The 4,661-nt window shown below is 37.4% G+C and carries 7 protein-coding genes and 1 pseudogene; 6 read left to right on the forward strand and 2 right to left on the reverse strand.

What is annotated here, in order from left to right:
• Both FD20_RS12030 and FD20_RS14075 read right to left on the reverse strand, forming a co-directional pair.
• Positions 1-567 (reverse strand): Y-family DNA polymerase (locus FD20_RS12030; protein ID WP_477218316.1); only part of this gene is annotated, 567 nt, incomplete at its 3' end.
• Positions 568-816: 249 nt separating this feature from the next.
• Positions 817-906, reverse strand: coding sequence for a putative holin-like toxin (locus FD20_RS14075; protein ID WP_072672334.1), 90 nt, complete (start codon positions 904-906; stop codon positions 817-819).
• A 235-nt stretch (positions 907-1,141) separates the two neighbouring features.
• Between FD20_RS14075 and FD20_RS12035 the strand changes: the two genes are divergently transcribed.
• From FD20_RS12035 to FD20_RS12060, 6 genes and pseudogenes are all read left to right on the forward strand, one after another.
• Positions 1,142-1,585, forward strand: a complete 444-nt coding sequence (locus FD20_RS12035) for a hypothetical protein (RefSeq protein ID WP_016526921.1) — start codon at positions 1,142-1,144, stop codon at positions 1,583-1,585.
• 229 nt (positions 1,586-1,814) lie between these two features.
• A complete protein-coding gene (locus FD20_RS12040) occupies positions 1,815-2,129 on the forward strand; it encodes a rhodanese-like domain-containing protein (RefSeq protein ID WP_057738824.1) in 315 nt (104 codons plus the stop codon).
• A 2-nt stretch (positions 2,130-2,131) separates the two neighbouring features.
• Positions 2,132-3,787, forward strand: a complete 1,656-nt coding sequence (locus FD20_RS12045; protein ID WP_057738826.1) for an FAD-dependent oxidoreductase — start codon at positions 2,132-2,134, stop codon at positions 3,785-3,787.
• Positions 3,780-4,088 (forward strand): rhodanese-like domain-containing protein, encoded by a 309-nt coding sequence (locus tag FD20_RS12050; protein WP_004271068.1) that lies wholly within the window; start codon positions 3,780-3,782, stop codon positions 4,086-4,088. Before FD20_RS12045 ends, FD20_RS12050 begins: the two co-directional genes overlap by 8 nt.
• Complete coding sequence (locus tag FD20_RS12055; RefSeq protein ID WP_017866941.1) at positions 4,075-4,335, forward strand: metal-sensitive transcriptional regulator; 261 nt, start codon at positions 4,075-4,077, stop codon at positions 4,333-4,335. The genes FD20_RS12050 and FD20_RS12055 overlap by 14 nt, the downstream gene beginning before the upstream one ends.
• A gap of 26 nt (positions 4,336-4,361) precedes the next feature.
• Positions 4,362-4,508, forward strand: a pseudogene (locus FD20_RS12060) (type II toxin-antitoxin system RelB/DinJ family antitoxin); the annotation flags it as partial.
• Positions 4,509-4,661 lie beyond the last annotated feature (153 nt).

The following is a 4,661-nucleotide window of genomic DNA, read 5'->3' on the forward strand; positions in this document are numbered from 1 at the left end:
TTTATCCGGCACAGTTTCGTAATGGATTTCACCGATCAATTCATGATTATGTTTAGCATAAAGGTCTAAGGCTAATTTAGCTTGCACCGGATTGTCACCAATTCCCACGGTGGTATACAAGCCTAGCTTTTGCCGAACTGTCTTTTGTATCAAGCGCGCCACTTCGCGAACGGAATTGCCAAAAAGCCGCCAAGTATAGGTCATATCAAGAATGCTTTCATCAATCGAATACGGCCAAACCTCTTGTTCAGTGGTAAATTGATGAAAGATCTGATTGATCTGCAAATTACGTTGAATATAAAGGTTCATGCGCGGTGGCACGACCCACAACCTGGTGTCATTGGGTAAGTCACGTTTACGGGAGACGTTGGCTTTAAGATGAAATAAGTGCTTAGCTTCGGGTGACGTGGCTAAAATGAGCCCGCCATTAGTATTTTCAGCTTCGCTAAGGACCACTAACGGGACTTTTAAGGGATTAAGGCCCCGGGCAACGGCTTCGCAACTAGCATAAAAGGACTTGTTATCGATTAAGAAGAACACGCCATGCGGTTCATCATCAAAAAACATTTAGATCACTTCCGTTAGCTTTTACCTGTATTGTAGCATATAAAGCAAACGTGTGTTCCCTAAAAACTGGCAGAAAGTTGATTAAAAATAGTCGAAAGTCCATTATAGTCATGCTATAATGTAGACAGAAAAAGGGAAGCCCCGCTAGAACAGGACTTCCCATGCAAGCCGCTTCAAAGACGGTGGCGAAGTTAATAAGACAGCATTAAGCTACCCTGTAACTGGCCAAAGTTACGCAGGGCGGCTTTTTTATTTGTTCCTTTTGTCGATGTATGTTAGCAACGCCAAAATAAACATTGCAAACAGCAACATCAACGAGAGTGTCTGGAAGACGCTCATTGACTGTGAAACCTTTCTGAAGATTATTCCATGTTCCCATGGGCCTCACCTCGCAAGGGAAAAGACAGCCACCGCCCTTAAAACTTCTTGCTTGGTCTATTATACAGAAAACTTGTATAGGAAGAAATATTTCTTGTAACCAGTGTGTATTTTTTGCTTTAGAATGATTGAAATTTGTTTGATTAAAAAGCAATAGCTATGTAGTTGCTTGGACATTAAAGTAGGAGTGATATTTATGATAAAAGAAACACCAAGAAACATTGAAGAGTTGAAAAAGAAAGCAAATAATAAAAATAGTTGGCGTGAACGTTTGTCTGCTGTAAATGTTTTAAAAGAATATGATTGCAAGCAGTCTAAAGATATACTTGCTAGACTTGCTATAAATGACCCAGTGTTTAAAGTGAAAGAAACGGCGTTTCGTGCTGCTCAAGCATTAGGCGTAACCAGTCATGGAAATCCTATTTATTTAGGTAAAGGAAAGAAGGGAAATCTGGTTAAGGGGATTAATAAAAAACTTGAAAAGGTTAGAAATTCATTGCCAGATGATTATTCGTTCGAAGATTTTAAGAGTGAATTTCAAAAAAAATATCCAAGCGCATATGATGTTTATGAGGGTACTAAAAAAGATTTTGATGGTTGGCTTAAAAAATCAGAAGCAAATTTACCCCATAGAAAATAAAGAGAGTAAGACAGATTAAACGAATATTGATACGTATAGTTTATCTTTATATACAAAGAAAAATATACCCTTTATGGGTATGGTATGTAAGTCAAGTTTTGCTGTGAAAACACTGCGTTTATTTATTAGAAAATAAATCCTGTTGACATTTAAGTTGACATTTAATTGGACTCGTAGTTTAGTATACCTTAAGGGGTATATTGAGATGTTTTAATAAGGGGGAAATAGTATGTTTAAATTTTTTAATACAGTAGCAAGCATTTCAGTAACTGAGTTGCAAGAAAAAATGAAAGGCACAATTCATTTACTTGATGTACGCACACCAAATGAGTACCGGTCAGGGCATATATCGAAAGCTAAAAACGTTCCGCTAAATAAGGTCGATGGCTATAAAGGAAGTTTGACTGAGGAAGTTTATGTGATTTGTCAATCTGGGATGCGCAGTAAAAAAGCCGCAAAAATATTACAAAAAAAAGGCTATAGCGTAGTAAATATTCGTGGTGGCATGAGCCAATGGGCCGGTCAAATAAGAGGAGGAAAATAATTATGACAAAAATTATTATCGTAGGTGGAGTCGCTGGAGGAATGTCAGCTGCGACTAGATTACGTCGATTAATGGAAGATGCTGAAATTGTTGTTTTAGAAAAGGGGCCATTTGTTTCATTTGCCAATTGTGGATTACCCTACTATGTATCTGGAGAAATTGAAGCGAGAGAAAGTTTATTAGTTCAAACACCAGAGGCTTTACGTGCACGTTTTAATTTAGATGTGAGACCACATCATGAAGTGATAGCAATCAATCCCGTGGATAAAACGGTCACAATTAAACACAGTGGTCAAATAACGACAGAATCTTATGATAAGTTGATTCTATCCCCAGGAGCCAAACCATTTATTCCACCGATTATTGGATTAGCCGAAGCAACGAATGTTTACAGTTTAAGAAATGTACCAGATTTGGATAAAATCATGACTAACATAGATCAGGAAAATCCTAAAAAAGCAATTGTGGTCGGTGCTGGATTCATTGGGTTAGAAATGGCAGAAAATTTAAAAAAACGTGGCTTGGAAGTAGCTCTTATTGAAAAAGCCCCTCATGTTTTGCCTCCGTTAGATGAAGAAATGGCTGCTTTTGTTAAAAATGAATTAGTTAGCAAAGGAGTAGAAGTGATTACTTCTCAATCGGCTGCAGAATTTAGAAATCAAGGAAAATTAGTTATTTTAGAAGATGGAACTGAGTTGCAATCAGATTTAACTATTTTGTCAGTAGGAGTTCAACCTGAAAATACTTTAGCAAAAGATGCAGGAATCAAATTAGGATTACGTGGAGGAATTTTGGTTGATAATAATTATCAAACGAATCTTTCAGATATTTATGCAGTAGGAGACGCGATTTTAGTCAAGCAACAAATCACTGGTGAAGATGCCCTTATTTCTTTGGCTTCTCCAGCTAACCGACAAGGCAGACAGGTAGCAGATGTTATTGCTGGATTGAATCGCAAAAATAAAGGAAGTATTGGTACGGCAATTGTTCGTGTATTTGGTTTGAGTGCTGCTTCCACAGGGTTAAGTGAACGTGTTGCTAGACTGGCTGGACTTGATGTGGCAGTTGTTCATATCTCTGGAAAAGATCATGCAGGTTACTATCCTGGAGCGACAGAAATAGTTTTAAAATTAATGTATAATCCCAAAACGGGTGAAATTTATGGCGCTCAAGGAATTGGTGAAAAAGGGGTTGATAAGCGTATCGATATTCTAGCTACAGCGATTAAAGGCGGGCTTACTGTTTTTGATTTACCTGAATTAGAATTTTCTTATGCACCACCATTTGGAGCTGCAAAAGATCCGGTCAATATGATTGGGTATGTCGCTTTAAATCAGATTGAAGGATTAAGTAACACGATCCAATGGCATGAATTGACAGACGAACTCGCTAAAGGAAAGATCTTATTGGATGTTCGAGGAGAAAGCGAATTAGCCAATGGGCGTTTTAAAGAAGCAATTAATATTCCGTTAAATGATTTACGATGCCGTGTTTCTGAATTAGATCCAACAAAGGAATATATCATAAGTTGTCATAGTGGTTTGAGAAGTTATGTCGGCGAGAGAATTTTAAAACAAGCTGGATTTAAAGTAGAAAACTTAGATGGTGCATTTTCTTTATATAAAGCAGTGAGATTGGAGGATGTAGACTATGTTTAGTTCAATTGGTGTAGATGAATTTTATCAAAAGTCCAAAACAGAATCATTGACAATTGTTGATGTTAGAGAAGCCGATGAGTTTGAAAGAGGGCATATTCCATCCGCTAAAGCACTTCCTTTAAGCGGATTAGAACAACATATCGATCAGTTAAATAAAGATGAAAAATACTATGTTATATGTCAATCTGGCGGACGTTCAGCAATGGCCTGTGATTTTTTAAGTAGTGAAGGATATAAAGTAGTCAATGTAATGGGGGGGATGTCAGCGTGGAAAGGAGAATTAACCTATGGGGACTTGTGATAAAAGTATTCTGAATCGTTTAAAGCGCGCAGAAGGTCAAATGCGTGGGATTCAGAAAATGATTGAAGAAGAAAAAGAATGTATTGATGTAATCACCCAATTAAGTGCTATTAGATCGAGTGTTGACCGGATTATGGGAATAATTGTTGCTGAAAATTTGAAGTCGTGTTTAGATAATCCGGAATTAGATTCAGGTAAACAATCACAGAAAGTGGAGCAAGCTATTAATATGATCATCAAAAAATAAGGATGGAAAAACATATGGAAGAATTAAATGGTGCTTTACCTTTTAATGCGTCTTTAAGCGAAGAAGAAAGAGCTAATTTACGCTTTTTAAAGGCGACCCAAGGGACACCAGTCACCGAGTTCAAAGACGCTAAAGAGGTCGCTGATTGGCTCAATGATCCAGATGAGGACTAATGACTTAGTCAGCCTATACGTTTGTTTTGTAGAAACTAACGGTGGCAAGTCTCGATCAGTTTTAATTCGTCGGGTATCAGAACAGACGGTCGAGGTTTTTAAAATTACTAGTCAGTATGAAAAGAAGTCGGCTTATATCAAGCAACAATATTA

This window comes from Liquorilactobacillus uvarum DSM 19971 (assembly GCF_001434935.1).
Classification (GTDB): Bacteria; Bacillota; Bacilli; order Lactobacillales; family Lactobacillaceae; genus Liquorilactobacillus; species Liquorilactobacillus uvarum.